We start from the raw sequence: 14,949 nt of genomic DNA, 5'->3' as shown, positions 1-14,949 counted from the left end.
TTATGCACTAACTGGCATCTTATGACTGCGCTGCAGAAGAAGCGAGTTCCCTGACGCACCTGTTCAGAGTATCGACTTTCTTGCCGGAGGGCTGTCTTTTTATGTTACATTCTATCTTAGAAGCTGTGCTCCGATCCGGAACAAAGGCGCTGGCGATCAGGGACACCGGGCGTCTGGAGCGAGTATACTTTGCTCCTTTTCCCGAGTTATGTTCACCAAGGCGTCTGTCCATATCGGTTGTTATGCCGCAGTAGAGCGAACCGTCTGCACATTGCACAAGATAGACTACCCAACTATTTTTCATCGACATCGTTTTATCTTGCACGATACCAGTCAATGCAACCATATCTAACCGTTGCTAACATTTGCAAGTTGCAGCGGTTGTATTTTCAAGCTTCAAACTATCGCCCGGTTTCAAGTCATACAGACGGCAATTCGGAGCATAGTTCTGTAACTGGTAAGCAAAATCTTTTGTATTCTGTTCAAGGACGGGGAAGGTGCCCCAATGCATCGGCACAACGCTTTTGCACTTTAGCAGGCGGCATGCAAGCGCTGCCTGTTTTGCATCCATGGTATACACGCCGCCTATCGGCAGCAGGGCGAGATCAATGTCATATAACCGCCCCCATAATTCCATTCCAGAAAAAATTCCTGTGTCACCGGCATGGTACACCGTGTATCCGTCGTCCAATCGGAAAATATATCCGACGGGAGCACCGGACTCTGTGGAGTGGTATGCTTGCGTCATAGTCACACTCACACCTTCCACAACAATGGTACCACCAATATTAAAACCGGATCCATTAATAACCTGTTCCTGCGGAACACCAGCCTCAACAAATTTTTGAGCTGTACCTACTATAGCACCAAGCATTGCGCCTGTGGCTTTACAAATTTCTACTGCTGAACCGGTATGATCACCATGATCGTGGGTAACAAACACAGCATCCGGCTTTGATGCCCTTTGCCATGTACTGGCGGCAGAGGGATTTCCTTCAAAAAATGGATCAATTAATATTGTCGCAGAAGGAGTTTTCAGTTGAAAATTAGCGTGTCCATTCCATTGCAATTCCTGCATGGGGTGTCCTCCGGCTAAAGTTGCAACGGCTACATGCCGTTCCAGCGTTTAACTAAAGCATGCTCAATGCCTAAATGATCGAGCATTCTACCTACCAGATGAGTACAAATATCTTCTATTGTCTCAGGCTTTGAATAAAAGCCCGGAGTAGGCGGCATAATAAGCGCACCGGCTTCATCAGCAGCGAGCATATTCTGCAAGTGTATACGATTCAGCGGCGTTTCGCGAGGAACAAGAATGAGTTTCCTGCGTTCTTTCAAAGTCACGTCAGCAGCTCTATGTATAAGGTTAGAACCTATGCCGTTAGCAATTGCACCAAGAGAAGCCATAGAACACGGACAAATAATCATGCCATCGTGCAACCAGGAGCCACTTGCCGGTGCTGCCCCGACTTCATGTTGCGTATAAACAAAGTTTGCGTAGGAGGTGAGGTGATCGAGACCCAGCCCTGACTCAAGCTCAAGGACTGTCTTGGCTGCATCAGATACAATCAGGTGTATCTCAGCCTGAGAAGTGGCGGCGAGTTCTTTGAGCAACAAAACAGTCAGCGGCATACCGCTAGCACCTGTCACTGCTACAACAATCTTTTTCATGACTCTCACTTACTATCGGAACATTGCTGTTCCGTTGTAACATTAATAAACGCGGGAAAGGCAAACTAACAGCAAAGACATTTCTCTTTGCGTTCTTGCCATGCAAGCGGCTTTAACAAACTAATGATACGAGTGCTAGCGAAATAACTTATTAAGTGGATTTTTTCTGCTTTTTTATACAATTTTGCTATTTTTTGCTTATTTTTTTTAAATTTGTTGTGCCAAGCTTAAAATATATGTAGCTCATGTTAGTCAAAATAACAAATATGTGATTAAATGCCGAATCATAGTATTTCTCGAGACACCTCGAGACATCATAGCATACCTTCAAGCATGCCACCAATGTTCAGCCCCGTTATATTTTACCTGCTTCCCGTTTTGCAACTTTACACCATTTTATGCTGACAGGGCATGCCAACGCGTTATATAACTTGACATCATTGACGCTCAAGTCTACTTAATCGCGCACGGGCTATTAGCTCAGCTGGATAGAGCGCTGCCCTCCGGAGGCAGAGGCCACAGGTTCGACTCCTGTATAGCCCACCACGCTGAACAATCTTATTGAAAGATATTGTAAAGGAACCCCTTGTATAACATGGGGTTCCTTTTTTTGTTTGTTCGGTTTTATAAGATGCTGAAAACTGAAATGTTTGTGCAGGATTCACCGTCAACGTGACATACACAGATGATATGCTCTTTACTACATTCTTTGAGGTTCCTTAAAAAGGTACTTCAGGAGACTGCAAGTAAACATCTAGGAAGGTATACCCCATACTTGTGGCAAACAGCATCAAGGGGAATCGTAATTTATCGGCGAGAGTTTGCTATCAAGGACCGGTAACACTTTTTTTCAAACTTAGCTTTTGACCTGCCCGCTACCTGTAACATTTGTTACAGGTTTATAGCGACGTCACATCACTCATCCGATACTGGTTATACAAAAATCGTACAGCTCAAAAAAACATTGAATGTCAAGAATATATCTACCTTTTCTAGACTCTAACAGTAGAAAACAAGTGTTCATTAACAACTTAAGCGTATCGCAGCTAAAAAAAACTGTATCTGCCATTATTTTAGGAAGTTAAAACGCTGAACCTTTTGAAAAAACAGTATTTTTACTTTTTTTTACAATCTTCTCTTTGGCTCTGAATGATGATTTTTGTATGTAACAACAGCTTTCACGATATGCAGTTACCTGTCTCCTGCAATAACCTGCTTTTTTGAAAGCAAAAAATCTCATATTCATGCGCCTTAGCGCAAAAGGAACAAGCATGGTTTACTTTTTTATTGCTGCTGCAATCCTTATCCTCGGGTATTTTACCTACGGTAAGCTTGTAGAAAATATCTTTGGTGTTGATGACAGTATCCCGACTCCTGCTATCCGTCTTGAAGACGGTGTCGACTTTGTTCCCATCAAAATGTGGAACATTAACCTCATTCAACTGCTCAACATTGCTGGCCTTGGTCCAATCTTTGGCCCAATCCTCGGTGCCCTGTACGGTCCAGTCGCCCTTGTATGGGTTGTTATCGGCTGTATCTTTGCAGGTGGCGTTCACGACTATTTCTCCGGCATGCTTTCCGTTCGTGAAAACGGCAAATCTATTCCGGAAATCGTAGGTGCAAACCTCGGCCTAACGGCTAAACAGCTTATGAACATTATTTCCATCGTCCTGCTGCTGCTCGTAGGTGTGGTATTTGTTCTCGGCCCTGCTGCACTTCTTGCTAAAAAAATCAACTTTGGCCTCGACCCTGTTATTGCAAAATACGTCTGGACCTCTTTCATCTTCGTTTACTACTTCATTGCTACCATCCTTCCTGTTGATAAAATCATCGGACGTATTTACCCGCTCTTCGGTGTTGCACTGCTCATCATGGCGTTCGGCCTTATCACCATGCTTATGGTAAAAGGTTACGACTTCTACCCGAACGGCCTCGATTTACATAACACTCATCCAAAAGACCTGCCAATGTGGCCGCTCATCTTCATCACCATCGCATGTGGTGCAGTATCCGGCTTCCACGCAACCCAGTCTCCACTCATGGCTCGCTGCATTACTAAAGAAAGCAATGGCCGTCCGGTATTCTACGGTGCAATGATCGGCGAAGGACTTATCGCACTCGTGTGGGTAACTCTTGGTATGAGCTTCTACCAGACTCCTGAAGCACTTCAGGCAGCTCTGGCAAATGGTGGCCCTGCTGCTGTTGTTGACCAGATTTCTACAACCCTCATGGGCCCTATTGGTGGTTTCCTTGCCGTTATCGGTGTTATTGCACTTCCAATCACCTCCGGTGACACCGCATTCCGTTCTGCACGCCTCATCATCGCAGACTTCTTCAAATTCTCTCAGAAAGAGAACTCCAAACGTCTGATGATTGCTGTTCCGCTCTTCCTTATTGGCTTTGCAATCACCAAAACCGAATTCTCCGTAATCTGGCGCTACTTCGGTCTCACCAACCAGGCTCTCGCAACTATCGTTCTCTGGACTGCCGGTGTATACCTTGCCCGCCACGCAAAAGCACACTGGATTGCGACTGTTCCGGCAACCTTTATGACTGCCGTATCCGCAACCTATCTGTGTAATGCAAAAATCGGCTTCAACATGCCGTACGAAACATCTGTTATCGTTGGCGCAGCCTTCGCAGCATTCTGCTTCATATGGTTCATGCTCAAAAGCAACAAACTGTCTGCTGCAAAGAGCGTTACCACTTCTAATTAAATAAAAAAGGGTCGTGACATAATGTCACGACCCTTTTTCATGTGTACTGCATTAAACAAAGCAACCTTTCAGCGATGCGTACTGTCATATCGCCGTTACAGTGCGCTGGAGTACGGGCGTCCCTTCCCGTTGCTTTCGGCTACCCTGATTTATTGTTGTACCAAAGTATGCAGCTGGGAATAGGCTTCCTCAATTGTACAAGGATCTTCTACCCTCTGCTGCAAAAATTCGTTTACTTTCGGAACCATCGAGATCGCTTTATCAACCACAGGGTTTGACCCATGGGAATAGGCGCCAATGTTTACCATATCTTCCACTTTCTTATACGCAGCCAGCAACTTGGTTACAGACTGACCTTCCTCGATAACTTCACGTGTACAAATATCGCTACGTAGGCGGGATACAGACCGTAAAACGTCGATTGCAGGATAATGTCCGTTATCTGCAAGATCACGCGTTAAAACAATGTGTCCGTCGAGAATTGAACGTACAGCATCTGCAATCGGTTCGTTAAAATCGTCACCGTCAACAAGAACAGTGTAAATTCCGGTAATACTGCCCGTCTCGCTGTTACCTGCACGTTCCAGAAGTTTTGGAAGCTGAGTGAATACAGTAGGGGTGTACCCTTTGGTTGTTGGCGGTTCGCCTGTTGCAAGGCCAACCTCACGGGCTGCCATTGCGAACCGGGTTACTGAGTCCATCATAAGCAGAACGTTTTTGCCCTGATCACGGTAAAATTCCGCCACTGCAGTTGCAGCATATGCAGCACGCATACGGACAAGCGGAGACTGGTCAGATGTCGCCACAAGCAACACGGAACGCTTCATTCCTTCAGGGCCCAGATCCTTTTCCATGAATTCCAGAACCTCTCGACCACGTTCGCCGATAAGCGCAATAACGTTGATATCCGCCTCAGTGTATCGAGCCATCATCCCCATCAGGGTAGATTTCCCCACACCGGAACCTGCCATAATACCAACGCGCTGCCCTTTACCCAAGGTAATCAAACTGTTGATAGAGCGTACTCCAACATCCAGAGGCTCCACAATACGCGCTCGGGAAAGCGGGTTAGGCGGCGTTGCGTACAACGGTTTATAGCCTTCGGCTGTAAGCATCGGTGATGCTGAACCAAGTTCATTGCCAAATGCATCAAATGCTTTGCCGAGCATGTCATTGCCCACGGGAAAGGTCGGCGGCAGACTGGAGTTTCGGATAAGTGATCCCGGCTTAATACCGCGCATATCGCCATACGGCATAAACAGGATATTGCCGTCCCGAAAGCCTACAACTTCAGCCGGAATCTGCTCTGCACCTTCCTCGGGGATAAGCTGACACACAGACCCGAGAGGCGCTTTAATTCCACACCCTTCGACGATCAGACCGACAACCTTGTTCACCTTACCAAAAGACTGGTTCGGCTCCAGATTGTTCAGCATCTCGAGGGCACCACGCGGGTCGATCATATCTGATCCTCAGGAATGACAAGCTGGTCTAAAATTTCGTCCACAGCCTGCTTACGGCTGGTGATCGTGTTATCCACCATGCCGTCGCGACTTTCAACAATGATACCACCAGCAGTGATTGCCGGATCAGATTTCACTGTCCACGCTTCTAGGCCGTTGTAGTGGTGCTGGGCATTCTGAATAATAGCCGAAACCATTGATTCATCATCCGGATGCACGGTAATAACAAGCTGTCTGCGCTCGTCCAGAACCTGCACAGCTTCTGCAAAAAGTTTTTCCATGGAAGCCTGACGGTTTTCTGACAGCTCCACTGCGCAAACTTTCTCAACTGCAGAACGCACAACGGTTACAAGATCACTGCGCCAGTTATTAAAGATATTGGAACACTGTCCCTGAATAGCGCCGAGGACACCGGATACTGAATCCGCGTGCTGCTGTTGGATTGCTTCAAGCTCCTGCTGAGCCTGCTGACAGCCCTGCTCGTAGCCTTCCTGACGTGCTTTTTCTTTAACCCACTCTGCTTCTTCCCGTGCTTTTGCGAGAATCTTAGATGCCCGTTCTGCTGCACGCTCACGCACCCGTTCCATGTAGGCGGCTTCTGTGGCATCATCCCACTGTAAGGAACGAGCCCCTTCCACGCCCTCCAGAGTGTGCTCGTTTGCAGCACCCGGGCCTGTGAAGATGGTACCCCACGCAGCCACACCCTTCGGTGCAGCTGTGTCGGATAAAATATCGCCTGAAAGAATATTAGATGAAGACATCGTTGCCTCCGCGGCCAATGGCTATTCGTCCTTCCATTTCGAGACGGCGTACAATCTTTACAATTGTCTGCTGTGCGCCCTCTACATCGGAAAGCTTTGTAGGCCCCATGATCTCCAGATCTTCCCGTATCATTGTTGCCGCACGCTCGGACATGTTGCTGAAGAATACGTCCTGCATATCTTCGGAAGCACCTTTGAGCGCCATGGTCATATCCTCGTTGGATACTTCTTTCAGGAGTTCGCGGATGCCGCGGCCGTCCAGTGTTGCCACGTCTTCGAATACGAACATGAGGTTTCGAATGTCTTCTGCCATCTGTACAGATTCTTCTTCGATCTCTGCGAGTACTTCTTCTTCGGTAGCACGGTCCACTGCGTTGAGAATTTCCGCAACAGCAGCAACGCCGCCCACTTTCTTGCCTTCCTTGCCGCCCATGGCGATAAGCTGGCTCTGCAACACTTTATCTACTGCCATAAGCATGTCTTCCGGTACTGCTTCAAGACGGGCGAGACGCATAAGCACTTCCGGTCTGATACCAGCAGGAAGCATCTGAATAAGCTCTGCGGCCTGATCTGAATGCAGGTGACCAAGAATAAGTGCCAGTGTCTGCGGATGTTCATTACGCAAAATCTGCGAGAGAATACGAGGACTGACGTTTTCAAGTTCACGGAACGGTGCCGGGCCGTTATCCAGTTCCAGCGCATCCATAATGTACTTAGCGGTTTCACTATCAAGGTTTTTCAAGAGCATACGACGGGTGGCATCCTCACCACCGGAAATCATCTCTTTGCCCGCGATCATTGAATGATGAAACTCGCGTAAAATATCTTCAACATCTTCTTTAGGAACTGTATCCAGTTCCATCATGGCTTTTGAAATTTGGGCAATGTCTGCACGGTCGAGACGTTTGAAGGTCTCGGCGGTGAACTTGTCCCCCATCGCCAGAAGTAATACAGCGGTTTTTTCCGCGCCCTTAAGCTGAGTGGCCAACTTTATGCCCTCCGGTATCTTTAAGCCAAGACTTCAAGATGCCTACAGCCTGTTCCATGTTCTGTTCGGAAATCTGTAATGCATGCGCCTTAATGTCTTCAATTTTCTTCAGTGCATCCAATGCATCAAGCTCTTCTTCACCTTCAATAAGCGCTATGCGCTCTTCGCCCATTGGAAGACCTTCAAGCCCTTCCATAACCTCGCCCGACTCAACTTTAGGCCGGATAAGCGCGAGGATAACCGGACGCACGATCAAGAGGAGGAAGAGGAACACAAGTACTGCATTCAGAATCGGTTTACCCATGCGCATTGCATAGTCCCCGATAACTTCAGCAAGACTGCGTTCGCGTTCTACATTCAGTTCACCAAAAGCGATACAGGAAACTTCAATGGCATCGCCGCGGGCTGTTTCAAAACCTACCGCATTGGAAACCAACTCCTTAATGCGAGCCATTTCTTCTTCGGAGCGCGGAGTGAAGACCATCTCGCCGGTATCCGGATTTGCCGCATACATACCATCAACTACAACCGCAATACTGAGACGATCAACCTGCCCCACTGGGGTCACGATATTCTGTTCTTCTTTGTTGATCTCGTAGTTGATAGTAGAGGTTTCGCGTGTGGCATTCTGCTGACTTACGCTACCGCCGATGCCGTCACCTCTAAAGTTTGCATCAGGGGTGCCTGCTTCAAGGTTTGCGCTACCGCGGGTTGTTTCCTCGCTTTTCTGTTCTGAACGAACAACAGCACTTGCAGGGTCATACAGTTCTTTACGGATAGTACGCTGGTTGAAATCAAGGTCAGCGTTAACTTTTGCAATGACCTTGCCTGCACCGATGATAGGATACAAGAGCTCTTGGATACGCATTTCCAGATTTCTCTGGATAGTCTGTTTGTGATCAAACTGAGTTGCAGTCATGCCTTCGATGGAATCTTCGTCTTCAGGATGATACAACACAGTGCCTTTTGTATCCGCAATGGACACACGACCTTTTTCCAGCCCTTCAACAGACATAGTGATGAGGTTGACGATTGCCATCACATCTTTGTCTGTCATTTTTTTACCTTCACCGAGGGTCAAAACAACAGAAGCAGAAGGCGGCATTTCGTCCTCAATAAACAGGCTTTTCTGAGGAAGTACCAGATGCACACGGGCGGAATCAACCGCAGGGAATTCCGTAATGGTACGGCTCAATTCGCCCTGAAGAGCGCGCTGGTAGTTTATTTTTTGTACAAATTCTGTCTGGCCGACTTTTACGTCATCGAATACCTCGAAGCCAATGCCCTGCCCAGTTAAACCACCTTCACCAGCAATCTTGATACGCATATCGTATACTTTATCTGCGGAAACAAGGATGGTGGAACCGTTGTTTTCCAGACTGTAAGGAACCTTTTCAGCCTGAAGAACTTTTACGATTCTATTTGCATCCTCAAGAGCAAGATTAGAATACAACAACTGCATGTCCGGCTTATTCAGCCAGAACAACAACGCGAAAAACACGCCGAGTACAGTAAGTGCAAGACCGCCGATAAATACTCTTTGTGAAAGAGTAATACTCGTCCAGAAATTTTTTGTGCGATCGACAGCATCGTTTAACATGGGGGACATTATTTACTCCGAAAAATACAGTTAATAAATGGCGATAAAACAGTATGGACTAGAACTGCATTTTGCTGATTTCGTTGTAAGCATTAAGAACCTTATTACGTACGGCAGACGTAAGATCCATAGCTACACTTGCTTTTTGCAACGTAATCATAAGTTCGTGCACGTTTTGCTGTTCACCTGAGGCAAAAGATTCAACCATAACAGCCTTTTCCTGCTGCATGTCGTTTACTTTCTTCACAGATGCTTCAACAGTATCCAAAAAGGACGTTGTTGATTTCTCTTCAGATGCAGTGGACTGCTGCACCTTTTTGTTTCCGGACGCGAAGCTGTTTAAAGCCTCCGAATACGCCTTCATACCTACACTCTGAATAGCCATAATCTACTCCCTAACATTGCCCGCCTAACCGCGGCCAAGCTCCAATGCTTTATTGTACATAGTTTTTACAGCATCCATTGAGGAAATGTTTGCCTCGTAACTGCGTTGTACAGTCATGAGGTTTGCCATTTCTTCAACAACGTTAATATCCGGATAAAAAACATATCCTTCTTCGTTTGCATCTGGATGCCCAGGCTCGTAAACCTGTTTCAGCGGACGTTTATCCTGCGCTACTTCTTTTACGCGGACGCCGCGCAAGTCTCTGTCCATCGCAGTCTGCATCTGTTTGCTAAAGGGATGATCGACTTCAGTAGCTTGCAAAACAACGGTCTTACGACGATAAGGCCCGCCTTCCGGAGTACGGGTTGTTTTGGCGTTTGCGAGGTTCATTGAAATAATGTTCATGCTTGTACGCTCAGTACTGAGCGCAGAAGCTCCGATATCGAGTGCTGTCATGAAATCCATTATTTAGCTCCACTTGCGATGATGCTTTTCATACCTTCAAAATTACTTTTAACCACTGTTGCCAGTGTATTGTAACGCATAGTATTTTTAGCCATCACAGCCATTTCTTTATCCATATCAACACGATCTTCACCGTGAACAACACGCAACGGCATTTTCTTTTCCCATTCCGGTCCGAAATTATTCGGATCAAAAGAAGCAGGAACATGTTTACCGGAGGTACGTGTCATCTTACCTCGACCATCAATGTTCAGCGCTTTTTGCAAATCTTCCTCAAACTTAACCCTACGAGCGAGATACCCCGGGGTTTTGAGGTTTGCCATGTTGCTCATGACAACATTCTGACGCTGCAACTGCATGTCCATAACCTTTGCACTAAGCAACATATGGGTTTCAAATAAACCTTTCATGCAGGTATCCTCCTTTTTGTTAGCCTTCCGGCCGACTCCTGTACGAAGGGAGCCAACGGCACTGAATATAAAGCAAAAGGCGTTCCACAGTTGCAACATATTATTTTTATTATATGTTTTATAGAGATGTCATTTTTATTCATAGAAAAAAAAGAGAAGGTGACGGAGATTTGTCACTCTGAACGAAAGAATCAAGATGACGATTCTTGGCATGATAGTTGCTTGACATTCAGCAGAAGCATAAAAGCAGAACTATTTTTCCTACACGCCTAATCGTATGAATTTGTGGGGATGTAGCTAAACTCAATAAGGATACCCGTATGAGCGACTACCAGACATTAAAAGTACTTGGCGAATACCATCTCGCGTTAGGCGATACCCAGAAAGCAATTGAATGTTTTGAGGGTGCAATCGAGCTTAACAACGAATCTTCTGAGCCGTTTCTCGGCCTTGCAGCAGTGAGTATCTTTGAAGGAGATTACGACTCCGCGTTAAAACTATACATGAAAGCTGCAACCATGGAAAAAAGTTCCCGTGCCCATGCCGGTATCGGTCTTGTTCTGGCGGAGCAAGGTAAGCACGATGAAAGCTTTACCCATTTCCTCAAAGCACTTTCCATTGATCCAGTGGATAAAGTTGCTCTTAACTGCCTGCTTCAACAGGGGTACAGCACCGAGCGCGTAGAAGAAATTCTTCCTGCTTTTGCACGCGCATTAGAAGAAGACGAAAACGATACAGCCGTGCGCTTCTCCTATGCAACTTGCCTCTTCTCTACAAACCGCAAAGAAGAGTCCATTGCAGAATTCAATAAAATTTTACGCCTTGACCCAGACCACAAGGCCACCAAAGAAGTATTAACGCACATAGCTGCTTAATATCCCTCCCACAAAGTTGTAAGGCACCCTGTACTGAAATAATATTCAGTACAGGGTGCCTTATTTTTTAATCAGTTTTCTAATTATACTTTTTTATGTAACTAGTTTAAAGAATACTTCGCGCCATACTTGTACTTTTATCATCTGTCTAATAGCGTCATTTAAGAAAACAAGTGTATGTTTTCTTAAGCTTTTCGACGGGATTCGTCCTGCGCAATCTAAATACAACAGGGAGTTAGATATGGCAGGAGCTACGGTTCCAACAAACACAGCAGTAAAGGACGGGCAGCACAGCCGCCCAATTTTCTCTGCTAACGCCTCCGCCCGCGACATGGTACTCCACTCACCACTATGGGAATTTTGGTATTCCGCTGATGGAACACTTGAAGTCGTTTCCAACGTCTGTGAACTTTGCTGTGGATATGAAGCAAAGCACTTTTACCGTAACTCACGATTCATGGAAGCCATTCTCATTGAAGAGCACCTTCCGCTGTGGCACGGCCTGTGGCGTAAGCTGAATGAAGGGGAGGTTTATGCATCTGCAGAATTTCAAATCCGCTTGCCGGATAGCAAAAAACGCTGGATGAAATTTGAAGCAAGCCGTGCAATGGACTGCCATGGTTGCTATTGCGGGATACGGGCTTTTTGTCATGACATTACATCTCACCGAAATGTTGTACAGCAGCTTACCCATTTCACATGGCACGACAGTCTCACTAAACTCCCCAATAGATCAAAATGTATTGAAAAAATTAAAAACGTCATCCACTGTGCACAGAAAGCAGGTCGTTGGAACTTTTCAGTAGTCTTCATTGACATTGACCGTTTCAAAAATATCAACGATTCGCTCGGACATGCAGCTGGAGATACTATTCTTTGTAAGCTGGCAGACCGCCTCCGCTCTTCTATATATGGTTTTGAAACAGTATTCCGAGTAGGCGGCGATGAATTTGTGCTGATATACGAAGATACATCCAATCACCAATCAGTTCACCGCTCTATCGATACCCTTATTCAACATATCAAGCGTCCCATCTTATGGAATGGCAAGCAAATCCATATGTCTGCCAGCTTCGGTGTCATGCATGGAGATCCCGAAGTGGATACAGCCGACCGTTATCTGCAAAACGCACATGTGGCACTTAATCACGGCCGTTCCAATGGAACAGACGGTGTTGCCGTATATGATTCGCAAATATTCTCCAAGGCTCTCAAACTCATCAGCATGGAGCTGGATCTCCACAATGCTCTTATCAACAATGAATTTTTTCTTGTATACCAACCAGTAGTTGATACAAAAACACGTTCAATCACTGGATTTGAAGCGCTTATCAGATGGAAAAACAGTCAGGGAAACATTATTTCACCAACTAAATTTATTCCATTAGCAGAAGAAACGGGGCTTATTTTACAACTGGGAGAATGGGTACTATTTGAAGCGTGCTCCACCCTTGCAGAGTGGCGCAAGAGCAATTCATTATTCAACGGGCTAAAAGTTAACGTCAACCTCTCAGCACGCCAGCTTTCCGATCTGGAATTAACAGACACCGTATCCCGCATTTTAGAAGAAACCAATTTACCGCCAGAATGCCTGCGTCTGGAAGTAACCGAAACCATGCTTATGGAAAATCCGGATTACGCAGATATTACTCTCCGTAGATTAAAAGCACTTGGTGTTGGGATATGTATTGATGATTTCGGCACAGGCTATTCTTCACTTATGTATTTGCAACAGTTCCCTATCGGTAACTTAAAAATTGACAGAAGTTTTGTTGCAGACATGGAAAAAAATCCCGCCAACTATGAGATAGTTAAAGCAGTGGTCGCGCTTGCGCATGCTTTGGGGTTAACCGTTGTTGCTGAGGGAGTAGAGGAAGAGGAACAACATATAATGCTGCTTGAAGCCGGATGTGATTTTTCTCAAGGGTACTTATTCTCTCGTCCTGTTTCTCCACAGATACTCCCGGATCTTGTCAGCACTATGCAACATTCGCAAAATCCGCTTTCTCAAGCTGGGTAACTTCAAGTACCATTGGGTAATACGTCACGAAAAGAATTCGACAGTGAGAAGCTACAATAGTATCCTCTTAGAATGTTAACTTCCCGTTCTACTAAAGAATCATTTTTTACGGGTGCAAGCACGATCATTCCAGTAATGCCGGGTATTGTACCCTTTGGTATGCTTACCGGTGTTGTAACTATCGCTGCCGGTATATCTCCACTTAAAGCCATTTTCATGACACTTTTCATGTTCGCAGGAGCAGCACAGGTTTCTGTTGCCCAGCTCATGACAGAGAACAGTTCAGCGATAATCATCATTGCAACAGCTATCATGATCAACCTGCGTTTTGTTATGTATAGCGCCTCCATTACTCCATATCTCGGCTCATTAAACCTATGGCAACGCTTATACCTGTCTTACACCTTATCGGATCAAGCCTACGCGGTATCCATTGTCGAATTTACCCGGAAAGACAGCCCATATCAAAAACTGCCCTTCTTTTTCGGCGCATGCACCTCTCTCTATGTCACATGGATGGCATCGACAATCAGTGGTATATTCTTCGGTTCGCTTATTCCTCCACAATGGTCTTTTGACTTCGCAGTACCGCTGACCTTTCTTGCCCTGCTTGTCCCCAATATTACAGACCGTCCGACTGCGCTTGCCGCAACAGTCGCAGCACTCACTGCTATTCTTACCGTTTCACTCCCTTACAATATGGGGCTTATGATCGGAGCGTTCGCTGGCATCTTTGCGGGGTATTTTGCCAGCAAAAGAAAGGAACTTTACCATGAGTAATAGTACCTTCTGGATTGTAATCTCTGTTATTGGCATTGCCACCATCATTATGCGCGGATCGTTCATACTCACTGCAGATCGCTTTAAGTTGAATACCAAATTCGCGGGTATTCTCAAATTCATTCCAGCGTCAGTTCTTGCAGCTCTTGTCGCACCTGCCATTGTTTACCATGAAGGCATGGTCAGTGCGCTACATGGTAAGGAGCGCATCTTGGCTGGAATAATCGCTCTGCTTATCGCGTATAAAACACGAAATATTTTCTTTACAATTCTTAGCGGAATGGGAACCTTATACTTAATACAATACTTCTTATAACTAGATCACAGAAAAATGGCTCTCCTACACTGCTACATAAATTCACACCAGCAATGCAGCAACATACGGATTCACAAAAATATAATCACAGACAGGTTTGAATATATAAAGAAAGCCGGTTGTCGTATGACAACCGGCTTTCTTGTATGCTTATTCCCAAATCTGAAAGAAGAGCCCTTCTTAGCGCTCTATCAGACAAAAAAAAGACCGCGTTTCAAACGAAACGCGGTCTAGAAATAAATCTTGGCAGCGACCTACTTTCCCACAGGCTCCCCTGCAGTATCATCGGCGATGGTCGGCTTAACTTCCGAGTTCGGAATGGGATCGGGTGTACCCCAACCTCCATGGCCACCAAGAAAAATATGGCGGGTTAGTCTGTTCTTTGGAAAGGCGAGCAATATTTACCTTGCTGCCACGTCAAAGGACGAACCCTGAAATATTAATCTAATAGGGAGGAAAAGAATGATTTAGTGTAGAAAAATAAGGCTCACGGACTAT

General features: G+C 45.9%; 15 protein-coding genes, 1 tRNA gene and 1 rRNA gene. 6 read left to right on the top strand and 11 right to left on the bottom strand.

Annotation, left to right across the window (positions count from 1 at the left end; all coding sequences use genetic code 11):
• Nucleotides 1–19: 19 nt before the first annotated feature.
• From F461_RS0102220 to F461_RS0102210, 3 genes are read right to left on the bottom strand one after another with little or no spacing between them, the layout of a single operon-like run.
• Nucleotides 20–310: a GIY-YIG nuclease family protein gene (locus tag F461_RS0102220; protein WP_178337382.1), complete on the bottom strand. Its 291-nt coding sequence runs from the start codon at nt 308–310 to the stop codon at nt 20–22.
• Nucleotides 311–358: 48 nt separating this feature from the next.
• Entirely contained in the window at nt 359–1,078 is a 720-nt protein-coding gene (locus tag F461_RS0102215) for a metal-dependent hydrolase (protein WP_019999522.1), read from the bottom strand.
• A 29-nt stretch (nt 1,079–1,107) separates the two neighbouring features.
• A complete protein-coding gene (locus F461_RS0102210) occupies nt 1,108–1,671 on the bottom strand; it encodes a UbiX family flavin prenyltransferase (RefSeq protein WP_019999521.1) in 564 nt (187 codons plus the stop codon).
• Nucleotides 1,672–2,140: 469 nt separating this feature from the next.
• Here F461_RS0102210 and F461_RS0102205 point away from each other — a divergent pair.
• Together F461_RS0102205 and F461_RS0102195 are read left to right on the top strand one after the other, a co-directional pair.
• Nucleotides 2,141–2,217 (top strand) — tRNA-Arg (locus F461_RS0102205).
• Nucleotides 2,218–2,942: 725 nt separating this feature from the next.
• A complete protein-coding gene (locus F461_RS0102195; protein ID WP_019999519.1) occupies nt 2,943–4,388 on the top strand; it encodes a carbon starvation CstA family protein in 1,446 nt (481 codons plus the stop codon).
• A gap of 149 nt (nt 4,389–4,537) precedes the next feature.
• On the opposite strand, the gene F461_RS0102190 is transcribed toward F461_RS0102195, so the two are convergent.
• The 7 genes from F461_RS0102190 to flgB are packed head-to-tail and all read right to left on the bottom strand — an operon-like array spanning nt 4,538 to nt 10,460.
• Nucleotides 4,538–5,851, bottom strand: a complete 1,314-nt coding sequence (locus tag F461_RS0102190) for a FliI/YscN family ATPase (RefSeq protein ID WP_019999518.1) — start codon at nt 5,849–5,851, stop codon at nt 4,538–4,540.
• A complete protein-coding gene (locus F461_RS0102185; protein WP_019999517.1) occupies nt 5,848–6,612 on the bottom strand; it encodes a FliH/SctL family protein in 765 nt (254 codons plus the stop codon). The genes F461_RS0102190 and F461_RS0102185 overlap by 4 nt, the downstream gene beginning before the upstream one ends.
• Nucleotides 6,599–7,549: a flagellar motor switch protein FliG gene (gene fliG / locus F461_RS0102180; RefSeq protein ID WP_051089187.1), complete on the bottom strand. Its 951-nt coding sequence runs from the start codon at nt 7,547–7,549 to the stop codon at nt 6,599–6,601. Before fliG ends, F461_RS0102185 begins: the two co-directional genes overlap by 14 nt.
• A 34-nt stretch (nt 7,550–7,583) precedes the next feature.
• The gene (fliF, locus tag F461_RS0102175) at nt 7,584–9,209 is read right to left on the bottom strand and encodes a flagellar basal-body MS-ring/collar protein FliF (protein ID WP_019999515.1); all 1,626 of its coding nucleotides are present in this window, start codon (nt 9,207–9,209) and stop codon (nt 7,584–7,586) included.
• Between the two features lie 49 nt (nt 9,210–9,258).
• Nucleotides 9,259–9,585 (bottom strand): flagellar hook-basal body complex protein FliE, encoded by a 327-nt coding sequence (gene fliE / locus F461_RS0102170; protein WP_019999514.1) that lies wholly within the window; start codon nt 9,583–9,585, stop codon nt 9,259–9,261.
• 24 nt (nt 9,586–9,609) lie between these two features.
• Nucleotides 9,610–10,050 (bottom strand): flagellar basal body rod protein FlgC, encoded by a 441-nt coding sequence (gene flgC / locus F461_RS0102165; protein WP_019999513.1) that lies wholly within the window; start codon nt 10,048–10,050, stop codon nt 9,610–9,612.
• Nucleotides 10,050–10,460 carry a flagellar basal body rod protein FlgB gene (gene flgB, locus F461_RS0102160; RefSeq protein WP_019999512.1) on the bottom strand — a complete coding sequence of 137 codons (411 nt, stop codon included), beginning with the start codon at nt 10,458–10,460 and terminating at the stop codon, nt 10,050–10,052. The genes flgC and flgB overlap by 1 nt, the downstream gene beginning before the upstream one ends.
• 320 nt (nt 10,461–10,780) lie before the next feature.
• Between flgB and F461_RS0102155 the strand changes: the two genes are divergently transcribed.
• From F461_RS0102155 to F461_RS0102140, 4 genes are all read left to right on the top strand, one after another.
• Nucleotides 10,781–11,335 (top strand): tetratricopeptide repeat protein, encoded by a 555-nt coding sequence (locus F461_RS0102155; RefSeq protein WP_019999511.1) that lies wholly within the window; start codon nt 10,781–10,783, stop codon nt 11,333–11,335.
• A gap of 241 nt (nt 11,336–11,576) precedes the next feature.
• The gene (locus F461_RS16830; protein ID WP_019999510.1) at nt 11,577–13,355 is read left to right on the top strand and encodes a putative bifunctional diguanylate cyclase/phosphodiesterase; all 1,779 of its coding nucleotides are present in this window, start codon (nt 11,577–11,579) and stop codon (nt 13,353–13,355) included.
• A gap of 72 nt (nt 13,356–13,427) precedes the next feature.
• Nucleotides 13,428–14,135: an AzlC family ABC transporter permease gene (locus tag F461_RS0102145; protein ID WP_019999509.1), complete on the top strand. Its 708-nt coding sequence runs from the start codon at nt 13,428–13,430 to the stop codon at nt 14,133–14,135.
• Nucleotides 14,128–14,451, top strand: a complete 324-nt coding sequence (locus F461_RS0102140; RefSeq protein WP_019999508.1) for an AzlD domain-containing protein — start codon at nt 14,128–14,130, stop codon at nt 14,449–14,451. The genes F461_RS0102145 and F461_RS0102140 overlap by 8 nt, the downstream gene beginning before the upstream one ends.
• A 241-nt stretch (nt 14,452–14,692) precedes the next feature.
• Here the strand turns inward: F461_RS0102140 and rrf are convergent.
• Nucleotides 14,693–14,807: ribosomal RNA gene (gene rrf, locus F461_RS0102135) — 5S ribosomal RNA — on the bottom strand.
• Between the last annotated feature and the right edge of the window lie 142 nt (nt 14,808–14,949).

Source organism: Halodesulfovibrio aestuarii DSM 17919 = ATCC 29578, assembly GCF_000384815.1.
Taxonomy (GTDB): Bacteria; Desulfobacterota; Desulfovibrionia; order Desulfovibrionales; family Desulfovibrionaceae; genus Halodesulfovibrio; species Halodesulfovibrio aestuarii.
This window is presented reverse-complemented; position numbering and strand designations above follow the sequence as displayed.

Bases quoted from the DNA above. Each gene is read 5' to 3' on its own strand.
- F461_RS0102210 (WP_019999521.1), bottom strand. From the start codon at position 1,671: ATGAAAAAGATTGTTGTAGCAGTGACAGGTGCTAGCGGTATGCCGCTG.
- F461_RS0102220 (WP_178337382.1), bottom strand. From the start codon at position 310: ATGTCGATGAAAAATAGTTGGGTAGTCTATCTTGTGCAATGTGCAGAC.
- F461_RS0102140 (WP_019999508.1), top strand. From the start codon at position 14,128: ATGAGTAATAGTACCTTCTGGATTGTAATCTCTGTTATTGGCATTGCC.
- fliF (WP_019999515.1), bottom strand. From the start codon at position 9,209: ATGTCCCCCATGTTAAACGATGCTGTCGATCGCACAAAAAATTTCTGG.
- F461_RS0102155 (WP_019999511.1), top strand. From the start codon at position 10,781: ATGAGCGACTACCAGACATTAAAAGTACTTGGCGAATACCATCTCGCG.
- fliG (WP_051089187.1), bottom strand. From the start codon at position 7,549: ATGGGGGACAAGTTCACCGCCGAGACCTTCAAACGTCTCGACCGTGCA.
- F461_RS0102195 (WP_019999519.1), top strand. From the start codon at position 2,943: ATGGTTTACTTTTTTATTGCTGCTGCAATCCTTATCCTCGGGTATTTT.
- F461_RS16830 (WP_019999510.1), top strand. From the start codon at position 11,577: ATGGCAGGAGCTACGGTTCCAACAAACACAGCAGTAAAGGACGGGCAG.
- flgB (WP_019999512.1), bottom strand. From the start codon at position 10,460: ATGAAAGGTTTATTTGAAACCCATATGTTGCTTAGTGCAAAGGTTATG.
- F461_RS0102185 (WP_019999517.1), bottom strand. From the start codon at position 6,612: ATGTCTTCATCTAATATTCTTTCAGGCGATATTTTATCCGACACAGCT.
- flgC (WP_019999513.1), bottom strand. From the start codon at position 10,050: ATGGATTTCATGACAGCACTCGATATCGGAGCTTCTGCGCTCAGTACT.
- fliE (WP_019999514.1), bottom strand. From the start codon at position 9,585: ATGGCTATTCAGAGTGTAGGTATGAAGGCGTATTCGGAGGCTTTAAAC.
- F461_RS0102215 (WP_019999522.1), bottom strand. From the start codon at position 1,078: ATGCAGGAATTGCAATGGAATGGACACGCTAATTTTCAACTGAAAACT.
- F461_RS0102190 (WP_019999518.1), bottom strand. From the start codon at position 5,851: ATGATCGACCCGCGTGGTGCCCTCGAGATGCTGAACAATCTGGAGCCG.
- F461_RS0102145 (WP_019999509.1), top strand. From the start codon at position 13,428: ATGTTAACTTCCCGTTCTACTAAAGAATCATTTTTTACGGGTGCAAGC.